Raw genomic sequence first — 15858 nt, 5'->3', positions numbered from 1 at the left:
ACCTGCTGCGTTTTTCATGAGTATTGTAAACGATATCCGCACCGCCTTTAGCCGCCGCGACAATGCCCTGAATCAGCTGCTGCTGATCAACATCCTGGTATTCGTCGTGTTGATTCTGATCAAGGCGGTAACGTTTTTGGCTGGGGGCGCGGGCATCTATGAGAGCATCGTGCGCTTGTTCAGCCTGCCTGCCGACCTGGGTGCGCTGGTTCGCCGGCCGTGGTCGGTGCTGACGTATGCTTTTCTGCACCAAGGCTTTCTGCACATCATTTTTAATCTACTGAACCTGTATTGGTTTGGCTCCCTGGTACGCGAATACCTCGGCGACCGAAAGCTCGTGAGCCTGTATATCCTGGGTGCCTTGGCGGGCGCAGCGTTGTTCCTGCTGGCTTATAACTTGGTGCCGGCTTACCGCAATGGCCCGTTGGCTGAAGTATTGGGTGCATCTGGGGCGGTTACGGCTATCATTGTGGCCGCCGCCACTTTGTTGCCCGATTACACTTTCAGTCTGATCCTGATTGGGCCGGTTAAGATCAAGTACATCGCTTTTGTAGTTGTGCTAATATCCCTAGCCGGTATTGATGGAAGTAATGCAGGGGGCGAAATCGCTCATATCGGGGGGGCAATCTTTGGCTTTAGCTTCATCAAGATGCTGCAGCGCGGCACCGATTTGGGGCGGCCAGTACAGGCTGTCGGTGATTGGCTTGGGGGGCTTTTCAGCGGCCGTCCGCGCTTAAAGGTTACGCACCGTAGTCAGCCTGCTTCGCCTGCTGCTGCGCGCAAAGGCACTATCGTTAAGCCCGAGCAAGACGAGATTGACTTGATTCTGGATAAGATTTCCCGCTCCGGCTACGAGAGCTTGTCGAAGGACGAAAAACAGAAGCTGTTCAGGGCAAGTCAGAAGTAACCATACGTGCCGTCTTTGCAAAAGTACCTGTCATGCAGAGCGGAGCGAAGCATCTCGCGTGCTGATGTGGGAGTAGTAATCCTGATAAACACGCGAGATGCTTCGCTCCGCTCTGCATGACAGGTACTTTTGCAAGCAAACGCGCAAGACGCTTCGGCTGCGCCTCTGCATGATACGCAATAAAAAAGCCCCCCAGACTTGGTCTGGGGGGCTTTTTTATCTGCTGAATGGAGACTAAGCGGTCTGGGTCATGTTGTCCAGAGCTTCCATTACTTCTTTCACGTGGCCACGCGAAGTTTCGAGCAATTGCTTCTCTTCATCATTGAGTTGCAGTTCGATAACACGCTCGATACCATTTTTACCCAGAATAACAGGTGCACCGAGGTACACGCCGTCGATGCCGTATTCGCCTTCCAGCTTGATGCAGACAGGGAACACGCGGCGCTGGTCGCGCACAATGGCTTCTACCATTTGCGCAGCAGCAGCACCGGGAGCGTACCAGGCCGAAGTACCCATTAGCTTCACTAGCTCGCCACCACCCACAGCAGTGCGCTGCACGATAGCGTCAAGCTCGGCTTTGCCGATAAGCTCCGTCACCGGAATGCCGCCCACTGTGGTGTAGCGGGGTAGGGGCACCATGGTGTCGCCGTGGCCGCCCATAAGTACGGCCTGAATGTCTTTGGGGCTCACATTCAGCGCTTCAGCCAGGAAAGCGCGGTAGCGAGCCGTGTCCAGGATGCCGGCCATACCAAACACCTTCTCACGGGGCAAACCGGAGGTGAGGTGGGCCTGGTAAGTCATCACGTCGAGCGGGTTAGAAACGACGATGATAATAGCGTTGGGCGAGTACTTCACTACCTGCTCCGTCACCGATTTTACGATGCCAGCGTTGGTCGAAATCAGGTCGTCGCGGCTCATGCCGGGCTTACGGGGCAGGCCCGAGGTGATAACAACTACCTCCGAGTCGGCGGTGCGGCTGTAGTCGCCGGTGACACCTACGGTACGGGAGTCGTAGCCGATAATGGGCGACTTCTGCCAGATGTCCAGCGCTTTGCCTTCGGCGAAGCCTTCCTTAATATCAACGAGAACAATTTCGTTGGCGATTTCGCGGGTGGCGAGTACATCAGCGCAAGTTGCGCCCACGTTGCCAGCCCCAACTACGGTAACTTTCATCGGGTGAGGAATTGGGAGTGAAATATTGGATTCGCGTGGTAAAAGTAAGCGAAAACGCTTTCCATGCCGGAGGTTTTTGCAGTCTTTTCAAATACTGCTTTCATATCTATGGCTTGAAAACTCTTATTTCGTTTACGTATGGATTATTGCTATCATGTACCTTTTCGTTATTGTAAAAACTGTTAAGACCTTGAAATCAAGCTTGTTACAGTCGTTTTCGAATAGCTCGTATGATGCGCGTATAGTATCCTGATCAGCTTGAGTGAGATAAATAATAAACTGACGCGTTATAGGGGTGCCTAATTGATGGTCTTTTCCTGGTTCAAGCAAGGGGAAGATCAAGGTGTAGGTTGACGGATTTATTGGCTGATCCTGGGGGACAATATTGCCGGTTTCATCAAGCACACGCACAGAGTCGCGAGAGTAGCTTAGCGGCGGAATGAATATGCTTTGAGTGTTATTTGAATTGAGGTAGACTATTGAAAAATATGTCTCCCGTGCATTGCGTGGACCTTCGCATTGGTCAATGCCAAGAATGCTGCACCCGGAGAGAGAAATACACAAGCTTAATAAGCTGATCAACAATAATTTCATAGGTATTGATATAGTTAAGCGAAGGTAAAGGTTACATCCGGCGCAGCACCAACACCCGCTGGGTTTCTTCGGTCACTTTATACCGCTCATCGGGCCGGAAGCCAATAACCCAGGCAATACGCTGGTCGGCCGTAACCAGCACACGCACGTCATCCTTGAGGTTAAGCGGCACTTTTTGGTCGATGAGAAAGTCGCTGATCTTCTTCTTGCCCTTCATACCAATGGGCATAAACCAGTCGCCTTCCTGCCAGCGGCGCACGGTGAGCGGAAATTGCAGGCGGTCGGCGTCGAGGGCGGTTTCGTTTTTCTTCCGGGGAACCTCAAATCCTTCTGCTTCCTGTAAGTTGGCGGTGAGGTGTAGTCCCTCGGCAACAAGCTTGGTTTGGCCCGCCTGAAGCTGGTAGGTACCGAAGCTCGTGAGGTTTTTGCGGGTAATAACCAGTTGGTCGCGGTCCTTCACCAGCGTATGCGTCGGCGACTCGAAGCGGCGGCCGGCAGTGGCTTTGAAGGCAGCCACAATTTCTTTCGTAACCGGAAAGGAGAAGTTGAACGGTCGCAGCAGCTCGTGCAAAACCAGTGTAATGGCCGCCGTAGCCTGTAGCGTCGCGATGTTGAAGTAGGTTACTTCGTCTTCCTCTTTCCGGGCTTGGGCAGCAGTATCAGCCACGTAGCGGCGCACAATTTCTTCAGCGCCACCCACACGCTCGGCAGTGTATTCCAAGGTCTGGTCGAGGTTAGGGTTGATTTCGCGCAGCACAGGCAGCACATCGTGGCGCAGGCGGTTGCGCTGATACGTGGTGCTGTCGTTGGAGGCATCCTCGCGCCACACCAAGCGGTTTTCCATCACATACTCGAACAGCTCTTCCTTGCCAATGCTGAGGAAAGGGCGAACCACGTAGCCATTTTTAGCCTGAATACCGTGCAGGCCAGCTAGCCCAGTACCGTGCGTTAGGTTGAGTAGCATGGTTTCGGCGGCGTCGCGCTGGTGGTGAGCGGTGGCAATGTAGCTAAGCTGCTGGGTTTGGCGGATACGCTCAAACCACTCGTAGCGCAGGGCGCGGGCTGCCATTTGAGTAGAAATGCCTTCTCGGGCGGCAAATTCTTTGGTTTGAAAGAACTCAGCAAAATAGGGGACATCGTACTTCTTAGCCAGCTTGCGCACAAACTGCTCGTCGGCGTCGGCCTCTTCGCCGCGCAGCCCAAAATGACAATGCGCAATGGCAAACGGCACTTCCAGCCGGTGCAGCACATCGGCCAGGGCTACGGAATCTATGCCTCCGCTCACCGCGACCAGCAGCTGATCGGTGGTGGGGGAGAAGAGGTTTTTTTCTTCGATGAACTGGCGGACACGGTCGAGCATGAAATGTCAATAATTTAGCAGCGGTGAAAGCTCCTGGTGGGGGGCGAAATCTACTACGAAGGCACTACGCTGCAAAGATGGGCGTTACCACCGGGCCTTCTGTACCTTTGCGGTGAAATGCGTTTTCTACGACTCCTCTTTTTTCTGTTGTTGCTGCCCCTGGCTGTACTGGCCCAGCAACGCCCGGCCCCAAAAGGCGGCACTCCACCCAAAGGCCAACGTATTGAACTACTGACGGCGGGCGAGCTGGTGGGCGGTGATTTTAACGGGGTAGAAATTCGCAAGCTGATTGGCAATGTGAGCTTTAAGCAGCAGAACACCTTTATCTACTGCGACTCGGCTTACCAATATATCGGGCGTAATGCACTGGAAGCATTCAGCAATGTGCGCATTGTTGAAAACGATACGCTGACAATTACCGGCGACCAAGCCTTTTACGACGGCGACACCCGCAAGGCACGCATGACGGGCAACGTAGTGATGCGTGACCCGCGGATGACGTTAATCACGCAAACCCTCGACTACGATCTGAACCGCAAGCAGGCCTACTATACCAACGGCGGCCGCCTGACTGACCCCGAAAACACGCTGACCAGCCAACGGGGATATTATAATACAGCATCGAAGGTGTTCAGCTTTCGGCGCGATGTGCGCCTGACTACCAAAGACAACCTTATCACCACTGACTCTTTGCAGTACAACACGGTGTCGAAGATTGCCTACTTCTTTGGCCCAACGCGCATTACGGGGCAGGAAGGGCGGAGCTTATACGCCGAGAATGGCTACTACAATACGATTACGCGGGTCTCAAACTTTCAGCGTAACGCGAAGATTGAAACCCCGGATTATCTGCTTGGTGGTGATAAGCTAGTGTACGACGAGGCCCGACAGTATGGCGTAGCCACGGGCAATGTGTCCATGACTTCCAAGAAGGACAACATCCTGATTCGGGGCGATGTGGGGCGCTACTGGCGGGCCTTGGGCAAGGCCAAAGTGTACGGCGCGCCCGTGATGCGCAATATTTCTGACCGCGACACGCTGTTTCTGGCCGCCGATACGCTGATGAGCGTGGAAGGGCAGCCGGGACAAACGTCGGGGGGCATTATTTATGCCTTTCCCAAAGTGCGCATCTTCCGCGCCGACTTGCAGGGCCGCTGCGACTCGCTAACATACGACCGGCAGGACTCGATTATTTACTTGAACCGCAATCCGATTCTGTGGAGCGATAAAAATCAGCTCACCTCGGATAGCATGGAAATACAGCAGCGCCGCGGCAAAATTGATCAGATGCGCCTGTATGCCAACGCTTTCATCGTGGGCCAGGATACCTTGCTCAACTTTAATCAAGTGAAAGGCCGCAACATGGTGGCCTACTTCGGGGATAATAAAATAAAAAAAGTTGATGTGGTTGGCAACGCGGAGAGCCTCTACTTTGCTCTTGAGGGTGACACCACCACGACCGGCATGAACAAAGCAGTTAGCGCCACGATGGCGCTACGCTTTGCCGACAATAAACTTCAAACCATCACCTTCCAAACCAACCCCGACGCTAGCTTCATTCCGCCCCACGAGCTCAAAGAGGAAGACAAGACTCTGAAAGGCATGCAGTGGCGCATCAAGGAACGACCAAGCCGCCGGGCTACGTTAGGAAAGCACTTCAATCTGCCCGCCAAGGCAAAACCAAAAAAGACGAATACTAAGACCAAAAAAAGCCCCCCAAAGGCAAAACCAAAAGCCGCTCCGAACGCCAAAAAGCCCCCCAGCCGCCCTACACCCGTTCGTGCGGCCGTCAATTAAAAGAAGCGCTCCGCTACTGCTAGCTTCGTCCGCGCTTCCTGCCGTTTGATTCGGCTCCGTATTCCGTTACCTTTGCGTCCTTATGCCCTTGTTTCGCCCTACCTTCTTTCTGTTGTTACTGAGCGCTTTGCTGCTCGGCTCGTGCAGCGGCTACCAAAAGCTGCTCAAGAGCGACGACGTGAATAAAAAATATACCGCTGCTCTCAAATACTATGAGGAAGGCGACTTCTTTAAAGCCGGCACCTTGCTGGAAGAGCTAATTCCGCTGCTCCGTGGCCGCCCAGAGGCAGAGAAGGCCCAGTTTTACTTCGCCAACACGAACTTCCGCCAGCGTAACTATACGTTGGCCTCGTATTATTTCAAGTCGTTCTTCGAGACGTATCCCAATTCGACCTACGCTGAAGAGGCTTCGTTTATGTACGCCAAGTCGCTGTTTCGTGACTCACCGGAGTTTGAGCTTGATCAGACCAACACCTTCACGGCGCTGGAGGCTATTCAGGATTTCCTGAACCGCTACCCCACCAGCCAGTTCCGCCCCGAGACAGAGAGCATGTCGCAGGAGCTACAGAAGAAGCTGGATATCAAAGCCTTTGAGAGCGCCCGGCTTTATTATCAGCTGCGCTATTATCAATCGGCGGTAGTTGCTTTTACAGCTTTTCAGCAGCAGTTTCCGGCTTCTGTTTACAATGAGGAAGCGGCTTATTTGAAGGTAGCTGCCCAGTATTACTACGCGAAAGAAAGTGTTGAGCAAAAGCAGCGGGAGCGCTATTTGGAGGCTATTGCCTTCTACCAGAGCTTCATTGATACATATCCGCAGAGCAAAAACCTGAAACAGGCTGAATCATTCTATGATGATGCCCGCGCCGAGGTAGCAAGGCTCAAACCTGCCGCCGATGCTGCTGTCAACTAGATTTTAATGGGTACATGAGCCATGCATGTACCCATCCAACCAGTAAACCATTTGATTTAAGATGAAAACTCCGAATAACGTCCCCGCTTCCATCGTAACCCGCAACCTGTCGGAATTTGCTGACCAGACCGGCAACGTATATGAGTCGCTGGCCATCATCTCTAAGCGGGCCAACCAGATTTCGGTCACGCTGAAAGAAGAGTTGAACAGCAAACTGGCCGAATTTGCCACCACGGTTGACAACTTGGAAGAAGTATTTGAGAACCGCGAGCAAATCGAGATTTCCAAGTACTACGAGCGTCTGCCCAAGCCCACCAATTTGGCTGTAGAAGAGTTTTTGGAAGGCAAAGTACACTTCTCGATGCCCGCTGAAGGCGAAACGCCAGCCCGCGCTGCCGAGTAAACTTCGCTTCCTAACTACCGCACAATGGCGCTGCAAGGCCGTAAAATTTTGCTGGGCGTGTGCGGGAGCATTGCTGCGTATAAGTCCGCCCTATTGGTGCGGCTCCTTGTTAAGGCCGGGGCTGAGGTGCAAGTCATTCTGACTGCCTCGGCCTCGGCCTTTGTCACGCCCCTTACGCTTGGTACGCTGTCTAAAAATCCGGTTCTGACGGGTTTTTTAAAGAACGAAGCGGCGGGTGAGTGGCACAACCACGTGGACTTAGGCTTGTGGGCTGATGCGCTAGTGATTGCTCCGGCTAGTGCCAATACCGTGGCCCAGCTAGCGAACGGTCACTGCCCCAATCTGCTGGCTGCCGTTTACCTATCGGCCCGTTGCCCCGTGTTCTTGGCGCCAGCTATGGACCTGGACATGTACGCGCACCCTGCCGTAACCGAAAACCTCGCTCGCCTCCGCAGTTTCGGCAACCATGTGTTCGATTCGCCTCCCGGTGAGCTGGCTAGCGGCCTTTCAGGGCCCGGCCGGATGTTGGAGCCGGAGGACATTATGCGGAAGCTGGAGGAGTTTTTTGGTAACTAGGCCAACGTTTGTCATGCAGAGCGGGAGCGAAGCATCTCGCTCACGATAGTAGGAGTAGTAACCTAGCATCAGCACGCGAGATGCTTCGCTGCGCTCTGCATGACGTTCTTTCAAAATCTTCTTTATGCGCGTTCTCATCACGGCTGGCCCTACTTACGAACCCATTGATCCGGTGCGCTTTATCGGCAACCGCTCAACTGGCAAGATGGGCTACGCGCTGGCCGAAGCATTTGCGGCTCGGGGGGCAGATGTGACGATGGTCAGTGGCCCAACGCAACTCCATATTCAACATCCGCGAATTGAGGTGATTGCGGTGCAAACGGCTGACGAGATGTACGCTGCGGCTGCAAAAATTGCCCCCCAGGCGGATGTGTGGGTGTTTGCCGCCGCCGTGGCCGATTATAAGCCGCGGTCAATGGCCACAAACAAGATCAAAAAGGACGGCGATACGCTGACCTTGGAACTAGTTAAGAACATTGACATTGCCGCTACACTGGGCAAGCAGAAGCGGCCTGAACAATTTTCGGTGGGTTTTGCGTTGGAGACGAATGATGAGGAAGCCCACGCTCGCGCCAAGCTACAGCGCAAGAATTTCGACCTCATCGTGCTCAATTCCCTGCGCGACGCCGGTGCCGGCTTCGGCCACGACACCAACAAAGTGACGCTGCTGACCGCTGGGGGGCAAATGACTATCTTTGAATTGAAGCCGAAAGCTGAAGTGGCCCGCGACATTGTGCAAACCGTTTTGGCTTCGCTCTCTGCTATATCTACTCCCCATGCGTAACCTGCTGTTCTCACTTTGCTGTCTGCTCTCGCTGCTTGCGCGCCCGTCTCAAGCCCAAGAGCTACTGGCTGAAGTAAGCGTGACTACCGAAAACGTGACCATTGCCGATCAGCAGCTCGTGCAGCAAATGCGGACGGACATCCAGTCGTTTCTGAACACGCGTACCTGGACCAGCATCACGTATCGACCCGAAGAGCGTATTCGTTTCCGGTTGTTTATAGGTATTACTGGGATTCCCCAAACCGGCTCTTACCAGGCTACTGCCCGCATCATTACGGAGCGTCCCGTGTATGGCACGGGGTACCAAACCAATTTGCTGTCATTTGCCGACAGAGGGTGGGCTTTCAATTACTCACCGCAAAATCCGCTCGACTATTCCGACAATGTATTTGTGTCGAATCTGTCGTCGCTGCTGAGCTATTACGCTTATATCGTGATCGGGATGGATCAGGACAGCTTTTCGCCGCTGGGAGGCTCGCCTTACTACGACCGCGCCCGAAACATACTGACTACAGCCGCTTCCCAAACCCAGGAGGGCGACCAAGGCTGGCGCAACACAGAGCCACGCAATCGCTATTGGCTGCTCAATGATTTACAGGACCCACAACTATCTGCTTTCCGCAATGGGGTGTATGCCTACTATCGGCAGGGCCTGGATATTTTTGTAGAGAAGCCGGAGGATGCCCGTGCTAGTATTTTCAAGGCTCTTCAAGGTGTACAAGCTGCCACCGTTCGCCGGCCAGGCACGCTATTGGCCCGCGCTTTCTTCGATACGAAAGCCGACGAAATAGCGAACATTTTCCGCACCGCTTCCGACCCTCAGCAGAAAGCGCAGGTAGTAGCCCTGCTCACGGAAGTTGACCCTACCAACACGGCCAAGTATCAGGCGATTTTGCAGCGCTAGTTGGTGAACTGTAGCTAAGTGGGTGTTGCTAAATAATTTGGCTTATTTTTGTTGAATCACAAGAATCAACTAATTTTATTAGTTGATTCTTGTGTTAATGCTCTGAAAGGAAGTGGAAGGTCATCTTTTGCCTCTTTCATTATAGCATACTCTTAAAAAAAGCCCCCCAGCACCGGCGTTTCGTGTGAAGTTTCAGATTGAGCCGCTGCTGTCTTTATTATTCAAACTTGTATGCTGGTTGATCTTCGCATTCAAAACTACGCGCTGATTGAGGCGCTGGAGCTGCGGCCTTCGGCCCTTCTCAATATAATTACTGGTGAAACGGGCGCGGGCAAGTCTATTATGCTGGGCGCCATTGGCTTGCTGCTTGGCAATCGGGCAGACTCACGTATGCTGTTCAATACGGGTAGCAAGTGCGTGATTGAAGGCCAGTTTGACATCTCCAACTACCAGTTGCAGGATATCTTCGATTCCGAAGACCTCGATTACGACGCTCAGTGTATTCTGCGCCGCGAAATCAGTCCCACGGGCAAGTCGCGGGCCTTCGTGAATGACACGCCGGTGACCTTGGAAACGCTGCGGAAAATTGGCGCCAACCTCATGGACATCCACTCCCAGCATGACACGCTGCTGCTGGGTGATGCCGTATTTCAACTTAATCTGCTTGACTTGTACGCCGGTTTGGTGCCCACGCGGGGTCAGTACTCCAATGCCTATCGTCAATACCGCAAGCTCGAGGCTGACCTGAAAACCCTGGAAAATCAGGTAGCGCAGGCCAACAAGGAGCTGGATTACCACAGCTTCTTGCTCAGTGAACTGGAAGAAGCGCGCTTAGATCAGGAAAACCAAGAGGAGTTGGAGCAAGAAATAAAGCAGCTCGAACACGCTGAGGAAATCAAGTACAAGCTCAGCCAAGCGTATCAAAGCTTGTCGGAAAGCGAGTACTGCGCTACGGGCAGTATGAAAGAGGCCGCTACAATGCTGGGCCAGATTGCCGCCTACGCTGACTCTTTCCAAGCTCTGAAAGCCCGCCTCGACAGCTGCCTTATTGAGTTGCACGATATTGCTGATGAAGTAGAAGCCGCCGAGCGCCGCACCGAAGGCGATCCGGCCCGCATCGACGAGCTTCAGGGCCGCCTGAACGTGCTATATAACCTCCAGCGCAAGCACCAGGTCCGCGACCTGACGGCCCTTATCGAAGTGCGCGACCAGCTGCGCCAGCAAGTCGGCTCGGTATTGAACCTTGACAAAGAAATTGCCCGCCTGCGCAAAGACACCGACGGCGCCCTGGCTACTGTGACCAAGCAAGCCGCGCGCCTTTCCGAAAGTCGGCGGAAAGCATTTCCTAAGTTTGAGAAAGAGCTGGCGGCTTTGCTTTCTGAGCTGGGAATGCCCCATTCGCGCATTGTGGTGCAGCACAGCACTAGTCAGCCCAGCGCCAGCGGCACCGATGTGGTGAGCATTCTGTTCACGGCCAACAAAGGTGCCCAACCTCAAACGCTGAGCAAGGCAGCCTCGGGGGGCGAATTTTCTCGCCTTATGCTCTGCATCAAGTACATGCTAGCCGATAAGACGGCTTTGCCCACAATTGTGTTTGACGAGATTGATACCGGTATTTCCGGTGAAATTGCGGTGAAAGTGGGCCGTATGATGCAGCAGATGGCCAAGAAGCATCAGCTCGTCGCTATTTCTCACCTGCCTCAAATGGCCGCCGCCGGCGACGCACATTACTTCGTGTACAAAGAAGACCGTGCCGACCGTACCATCAGCCGCATCCGTCAGTTGAGCACTGAGGAGCGCATCCGCGAAATTGCTCACATGATTGCCGGCGCCAAGCCTAGTGAGAATGCCTTCGAAAGCGCACGGGAGTTGCTGGCTATGCGTGGTGAGCCAATGGCCGCCTAAACTAAATATTAGGGATAGAAACTCTTTATTTTTTCGCACCTTACTAACATGGAAATCGTCAAAGGCAAGCGAATTAAATTATTTGGCAAGATAACTTGGCTATTAGGGATTATTGGATTCTACTATTTTAAGCATCTCATCGACCTCAATCACCCAGCGAACAATACTATCTTATTCCTTAGGTTGGAGATGTTATCAAGCTTGTTTATGGCTGCAGGATTCGGGGTGATATTATTTCCATATTATTCCGGTAATACCAAAAGAACTGTCTTTGTCTCTCTATTTATGCTGCTCCCCTTATCATTCATGTTTTATAAGCATCTACAAATAGTATCTTCAATTAAATGGCTAATTGCATATCATATGCAATTAGATAAGTAAGCGCGACTACATTTTATAGCTACAGGTCTCATTCATAACCTACAGAGTGAACAGTCGCTCCATAAGTGAGTAGTTTTATCATAAGAATATAGCTCACTCGAAGTAGGAGGCAAAAGGAAAAGGATTGGCTAAATTGCCGGCACTTGTCCGGAAATGGGATAACCCTATTTCGTGATAAGAACCCTTCGCAACCTGACCCAACTAAACTTCCAATCTCCCTTACATGTCCAATAACCTACTCGCTGGCAAAGTCGGCATTATCTCCGGCGCCCTTGATTCCAAGTCCATTGCTTGGAAAGTAGCCCAGAAAGCCCACGCCGAAGGTGCCCGCTTTGTGCTGACTAACGCCCCGCTGGCCATGCGCATGGGCGAAATCAAGCAACTAGCCGAGGAGTGCGGCGCTCTTATCGTGCCCGCCGACGCTACCTCTGTGGAGGAACTGGAAAACCTGTTTTCGCAGGCTACAGAGCACCTGGGGGGCAAATTGGACTTCGTGTTGCACAGCATTGGCATGAGCCCGAACATTCGTAAGAAGAAACATTACGGCGAACTGGACTATAAATTCTTCCAGCAAACTCTGGACGTGTCGGCCTTGTCGTTTCACAAAATGATGGCTGTAGCCGAACGTCAGGACGCCATGAAAGAGTGGGGTAGCATTGTGGCCCTCTCGTACATTGCCGCTCAGCGCGTATTCCCCGATTACACGGATATGTCGCAGGCCAAAGCCATGCTCGAAAGCATCGCCCGCAACTACGGCTACCGCCTCGGCAAGCTCAAAAAGGTGCGCGTGAACACCATCTCGCAGTCGCCGACCAAAACCACAGCCGGCACCGGTGTAGGCGGTTTCGATGCCTTCTACGACTACGCTGATAAGATGTCGCCGCTGGGCAATGCTCCCGCTGAAGCTTGCGCCGACTATTGCATTACCCTCTTCTCCGACTTGACCCGCTACGTAACTATGCAGAACCTGCTCCACGACGGTGGCTTCAGTAGCACCGGAATTTCGGAAGATGTAGTGGAGGCCTTGATGAAAATGAATAGCTAGTTTCTGGTAACCAGAAATCCTGAAAAAGCCTACTCTTTAAATAGAGTAGGCTTTTTTTTAAGATAGTAAGCTATTGTTGGCTGGGGGGCTTTTTTGCCTTAGTGTAGTCGTTCAGCCAGATAATAATAGGGCTGAAAAAGGTGGTGCATAAATAGCTGCTCCTGATTGTCCGGGAACCTGGTGTGGTAGGCCGAGTCGGCGGGTAGTACGATGCTAGTGCCAGCCCGCACATAGTGGCTGCTGGAATAAAAAGCAGGTCCTTGGTAGTCAGGCACCTGCTTTTTTACAGCCCGCATTACAAAGTTGCCTAGATAGCGTTGATACCGCTGCTGTGCCCGTCGCGAAGGCTTTTCCATTTGATTATAAGCAAAGCCCATCGCCAGGATTTGAGGGAACTTCTGCTTTTTAATCATTGATTTGGCCCCCACAAACGGATTGACAGGGTTAAAGTCGCTCAACGTCTGGACGGAGAGCGGGAACTCCGGCACCCAGTCGACCGGATTTACCACATTGAAGGCCCAGCCGCCTTGTGTTGCAGCTTCATAATCGTAAGCAAAGTAGAGGTTGCCTGGTTTGGGGCCGGCGCTACAATAGGTTTTGAATCGAATGTCAGCTGGAAGGAGTCCCTGCTTCTGAAGGGAGCGCACATGCGCCGTGAGCAAATAAGCCAGCGCGCCGCCTTGGCTGTGGCCCATAATGATGACATCGTGCGTGCCGCGCTTGTACAGAGAATCGACTTTGGCCAGAATATCATCGGCCAGAAACGCCGTGCCCAGCAGCCAGCCCGTGTGTACGGCCGCCTGCGAATTGGTAGCCAGCGCGTATTTGAAGGTGCGAGTGGGAGTGAGGCGCAGCTCACCCGTGGCCGGGAGCATAGCGGCATAAAAATTCTCTAGCCAGCTTACCGAGTTGGCCGTGGTGCCGCGCAGACTAATAACAGCCACCGAGTTGGTATTAGTCCACAAATCCCAGCGGTTATCGAGGCCCACGACGGGCGAGCGGTACACCATGCGAAATTGGGCCGGACGCGGAATCGCGCCAAAAAACGTAGTATCGGCGATGCGTGCGTGCAGGCGTAGCAGCTGCAGCTCTACGTACTCCGCTTTATCAAAACCAGGTTTCAGCTGTTGGGCCTGAATGCTCCCGGCTCCCACCAGCAATCAAAAAAGGTAGAAGGCAATGCGCAGCATCAGCAAGTAGTTTGAGACTACTTCTATACAATCTACTGACTCAGTGGTTTTGTCAAGTCGAAATCGGCCTGAAACCGTAGCTGCCCATCGCGTTTCAAAATGTAGCTGAACGTCTTGCGGTCTTCGCTCAATACCGTTGACCACTCATTGGTGGCCGCTGCTGGGATTAGCTTAGCCGTGTAGTCATCGGCCGGAAAGCTTTGACTATACAGGGTGCTGCCGGCCTTGGCGTAGCCCCCATACATAGTCACTGAATCGGGAGTGCCATCGGGGTGGCGGTGGTCGTGCTTAAGCAGGAGACCCTGGTCACTTTTGGTGAATACCCAGGTGCGGGATTTATCCTCGCCTACCTGAAAAGGAACCCGGATTTCGGTGGGTGAACAGCTCTGCACCCGCATCACCAACGCTTTGCCCCCAAATGGGTCTTTGCCGCCTTCCGGAAACACCACTTTACCCTCATACGCCTGGTTGCATAGGGTGCTCAAGCGCCCAAAAAAGTCCTGCGAAGGCGTGGGGGGCATTTTGGTGGTTGTGCAGCCCAAGGCAAAAAGGATCAGAAATAGGTAAGCGTTTTTCATAAATGCTACGTAAGGATCACTGAAACCCAGGCAGGTGCCTGCAGTATGTATTATTCCACTCATGCCTCGCTACACTTGCAACTCTCTTAGAACTAGTGGCTCAACCACCCCGCTGCCAGCATGTGGGGCCGGCAAGGTACGCGTTCTGTGCTGGAGCTGAGTGGTACATGCTCATTCACTCAAGGCTAGTCGGGATTATAAAACCACCCTATTTTATCACTCATGCAAGATTATCACAACCTCGAAACGCTGCTGAATACGCAGCAAAAGAAGCTGAGCTTTTTCCAAAACCTGGTACTGATTGCCGCCGCCGACGGCATACTTGATAAGAGTGAAGGAGAATTTCTGCTGCAAATAGGCAAGAAACTTGGCCTGACGGCCGAAGACGTGAAGCCCATTGCCGATAACCTCAGTGTGCTCAGCTTCGTGGTGGCTTCCGAAGGCATGCAGCGCACCTTGGAACTGCAAACTTTGGTGCAGATGATGTTGCAGGACGGCCAGATTGACCCTCGTGAGTACGGCCTGTGCATGGAATACGCCAACCGCATCGGCTACAGCAAGGAAATACTGGATGACATGGTAACCCAGCTTGCCGGTGGCGCACCAACGGGAGGCAACCGCAATCCGCCTACGGTGAAGTAGCGCTGAGTGCTTGTCAGCGGCCCTTCACGCCGGGGTAAAGTGTTTGAACTACATCACTTTGTACAAACTCCTTGGTGCGCACATTCATAAGACTTAGCTGCCCGCCGTAAGCCGCGCCCTGGTCCAAGTTCCACACGTTGGCGCGCTGGCAGGGCACTGCGCTAGCGGGCCAGGTAGGCGTGTGGCCAATGAAGCATTCGTGGTAGTCTTCGGCGAACATGCCATTGCGCCACAGCGTCCGGTCCCAGATAAGGCTGTAGGGGTCTTGCTCAGCTATTGGCAGGTCGGGGTCGTAGCCGCCGTGCACGTAGAGGTTGCCTACTTCATCCTCAAAATATGGCAGCTGCTTGCCAAAGAAAGTGCGAAAGTGCCGTTCAGTCTGCTCTTTCGGTTTCCGCTCATACGATTCAAAAGTTGCCCTTCCGCCTTGCTGATACCACAGCATATTTACCTCCTCCCGTGGCGACTCGGTCGCCATCCACTCTGCCGTCCACCAGTCGTGGTTGCCTTGTAGCCAGATGCTGTTGGGGATATTGAGCAGGCGCTCCACACATTCTGCTGTGTCGGGCCAGCCGTCAGATACGTCGCCTAAGTGAATTAGACGGTCAATTCCGGGTCGAAAAGGACTGCGTTCCAATACCTGCTCCAGCGCGCGGAAGGCACCGTGAATGTCACCAAGGGCATATGTTTCCATCCCAGTTACTACGAG

Annotated in this window: 16 protein-coding genes; 10 read left to right on the top strand and 6 right to left on the bottom strand. The window is 53.2% G+C overall.

Annotated elements, in window-relative coordinates:
- Positions 1 to 16: 16 nt before the first annotated feature.
- On the top strand, positions 17 to 907 hold the full coding sequence (locus IEW06_RS12695; RefSeq protein WP_188548372.1) for a rhomboid family intramembrane serine protease: 891 nt from the start codon (positions 17 to 19) through the stop codon (positions 905 to 907).
- Between the two features lie 234 nt (positions 908 to 1141).
- Here the strand turns inward: IEW06_RS12695 and mdh are convergent, their stop codons facing one another.
- From mdh to tilS, 3 genes are all read right to left on the bottom strand, one after another.
- Positions 1142 to 2080, bottom strand: coding sequence for a malate dehydrogenase (gene mdh / locus IEW06_RS12690; protein ID WP_187732852.1), 939 nt, complete (start codon positions 2078 to 2080; stop codon positions 1142 to 1144).
- A 132-nt stretch (positions 2081 to 2212) separates the two neighbouring features.
- Positions 2213 to 2674 (bottom strand): hypothetical protein, encoded by a 462-nt coding sequence (locus IEW06_RS20745; protein WP_229743116.1) that lies wholly within the window; start codon positions 2672 to 2674, stop codon positions 2213 to 2215.
- A gap of 31 nt (positions 2675 to 2705) precedes the next feature.
- Positions 2706 to 4034, bottom strand: coding sequence for a tRNA lysidine(34) synthetase TilS (tilS, locus tag IEW06_RS12685; RefSeq protein WP_187732851.1), 1329 nt, complete (start codon positions 4032 to 4034; stop codon positions 2706 to 2708).
- A gap of 117 nt (positions 4035 to 4151) precedes the next feature.
- Between tilS and IEW06_RS12680 the strand changes: the two genes are divergently transcribed.
- From IEW06_RS12680 to IEW06_RS12645, 8 genes are all read left to right on the top strand, one after another.
- Complete coding sequence (locus tag IEW06_RS12680; RefSeq protein WP_188548371.1) at positions 4152 to 5831, top strand: OstA-like protein; 1680 nt, start codon at positions 4152 to 4154, stop codon at positions 5829 to 5831.
- 82 nt (positions 5832 to 5913) lie between these two features.
- A complete protein-coding gene (locus tag IEW06_RS12675) occupies positions 5914 to 6741 on the top strand; it encodes an outer membrane protein assembly factor BamD (RefSeq protein WP_187732848.1) in 828 nt (275 codons plus the stop codon).
- 61 nt (positions 6742 to 6802) lie between these two features.
- Positions 6803 to 7144 (top strand): DNA-directed RNA polymerase subunit omega, encoded by a 342-nt coding sequence (locus tag IEW06_RS12670; RefSeq protein ID WP_187732847.1) that lies wholly within the window; start codon positions 6803 to 6805, stop codon positions 7142 to 7144.
- A 24-nt stretch (positions 7145 to 7168) separates the two neighbouring features.
- On the top strand, positions 7169 to 7720 hold the full coding sequence (locus IEW06_RS12665; protein WP_187732846.1) for a flavoprotein: 552 nt from the start codon (positions 7169 to 7171) through the stop codon (positions 7718 to 7720).
- A gap of 124 nt (positions 7721 to 7844) precedes the next feature.
- The gene (locus tag IEW06_RS12660; protein WP_188548370.1) at positions 7845 to 8504 is read left to right on the top strand and encodes a phosphopantothenoylcysteine decarboxylase domain-containing protein; all 660 of its coding nucleotides are present in this window, start codon (positions 7845 to 7847) and stop codon (positions 8502 to 8504) included.
- Entirely contained in the window at positions 8497 to 9408 is a 912-nt protein-coding gene (gene porD, locus IEW06_RS12655) for a type IX secretion system protein PorD (protein ID WP_187732845.1), read from the top strand. The genes IEW06_RS12660 and porD overlap by 8 nt, the downstream gene beginning before the upstream one ends.
- A 231-nt stretch (positions 9409 to 9639) precedes the next feature.
- The gene (gene recN / locus IEW06_RS12650) at positions 9640 to 11313 is read left to right on the top strand and encodes a DNA repair protein RecN (protein WP_187732844.1); all 1674 of its coding nucleotides are present in this window, start codon (positions 9640 to 9642) and stop codon (positions 11311 to 11313) included.
- A 604-nt stretch (positions 11314 to 11917) separates the two neighbouring features.
- Positions 11918 to 12739, top strand: coding sequence for an enoyl-ACP reductase FabI (locus IEW06_RS12645; protein ID WP_133273772.1), 822 nt, complete (start codon positions 11918 to 11920; stop codon positions 12737 to 12739).
- A gap of 98 nt (positions 12740 to 12837) precedes the next feature.
- Here IEW06_RS12645 and IEW06_RS12640 read toward each other — a convergent pair whose 3' ends face one another.
- Together IEW06_RS12640 and IEW06_RS12635 are read right to left on the bottom strand one after the other, a co-directional pair.
- Positions 12838 to 13893 (bottom strand): lipase family protein, encoded by a 1056-nt coding sequence (locus IEW06_RS12640; RefSeq protein WP_223284683.1) that lies wholly within the window; start codon positions 13891 to 13893, stop codon positions 12838 to 12840.
- 68 nt (positions 13894 to 13961) lie between these two features.
- Positions 13962 to 14507: a hypothetical protein gene (locus IEW06_RS12635; RefSeq protein ID WP_187732842.1), complete on the bottom strand. Its 546-nt coding sequence runs from the start codon at positions 14505 to 14507 to the stop codon at positions 13962 to 13964.
- 222 nt (positions 14508 to 14729) lie between these two features.
- On the opposite strand from IEW06_RS12635, the gene IEW06_RS12630 reads away from it, so the two are divergent.
- Entirely contained in the window at positions 14730 to 15149 is a 420-nt protein-coding gene (locus IEW06_RS12630; protein WP_187732841.1) for a TerB family tellurite resistance protein, read from the top strand.
- Positions 15150 to 15162: 13 nt separating this feature from the next.
- Here IEW06_RS12630 and IEW06_RS12625 read toward each other — a convergent pair whose 3' ends face one another.
- Complete coding sequence (locus tag IEW06_RS12625) at positions 15163 to 15843, bottom strand: metallophosphoesterase (protein ID WP_187732840.1); 681 nt, start codon at positions 15841 to 15843, stop codon at positions 15163 to 15165.
- Positions 15844 to 15858: the final 15 nt, after the last annotated feature.

The organism is Hymenobacter qilianensis (genome assembly GCF_014638675.1).
GTDB lineage: Bacteria > Bacteroidota > Bacteroidia > Cytophagales > Hymenobacteraceae > Hymenobacter > Hymenobacter qilianensis.
The sequence above is the reverse complement of the archived record's forward strand: the minus strand, read 5'-3'. Positions and strand labels throughout refer to the sequence as shown.